This is a genomic window from Robertmurraya mesotrionivorans, from assembly GCF_050971805.1.
Lineage (GTDB): Bacteria > Bacillota > Bacilli > Bacillales > Cytobacillaceae > Robertmurraya_A.
Genome location: NZ_JBPCCH010000057.1, coordinates 1 through 868, shown reverse-complemented (window position 1 = coordinate 868; position 868 = coordinate 1). Strand labels below are relative to the sequence as shown.

The window sequence follows — 868 nt, the reverse complement described above, 5'->3', positions numbered from 1 at the left end:
TTCGCCATAAAAAAACCCCCAATAAAGTAAACAGATTTTTTATTATTTCATCTGTCTACTTTATCGGGAGCATATCATTGGCATACGTCTTTTCTTTATTTATTAACGTTTCTACGAAATCCCATTAACTTTGACATAGCAAACCCGAGCTGATAAATAGACGGAGAAATTCCGCTTAACTTAGTAATTATTATTAAAAAAAGGTTAAATAAACGGAGAGATTCCGCCTATTGGCTCGAAAATTTTGAAAAGGGGAGAGTTTGCTTTGCGTAAGCGGAAACCCTCCCCTTATTGACCCCGAAACGAGCTCCATTCGGCATCTAACCGGAAAATCTCCTCTTATTTTACTTTTTTATATACCAATAACGATGCCAATACGACTGTCATTTCGGCACGTATTTTAAGAAAAGCACTTCCAAACGGTACCCTTTATCTAAAGGAGCAGTCGTATTTTATTAAAAAAACTATTGCATTATTTATAGGTATTTTGTAAAATGAGAATCCGTCCTCATTAAGAGTTTATTAGTTAATGAGGAATTATAAAAATTAATTCGAAAACAGAAGTTGACTTCTACGAATTAAGATGATATAGTAATACATGTAGCCGACAACAACGACTTGAAAAAAACTTTTAAAAAGTTTTTTCGTAGAAGTTGACAACGGTGAAAAGATATAGTATGATAATCAAGTGCTTAATTGAACCTTGAAAACTGAACAAGACAACAAACGTCAACGTTAATTCTAAGTTTTAACTTTTAAGAGCTAATCTTACTCTTTATTGGAGAGTTTGATCCTGGCTCAGGACGAACGCTGGCGGCGTGCCTAATACATGCAAGTCGAGCGGATCTTTGGGAGCTTGCTCCCAAAG

The 868-nt window shown here is 35.0% G+C and carries 1 rRNA gene; it reads left to right on the top strand.

Annotated features, from left to right (window positions below):
• Window positions 1-775 precede the first annotated feature (775 nt).
• A 16S ribosomal RNA gene (locus ACRX5O_RS25200) occupies window positions 776-868 on the top strand; the annotation flags it as partial.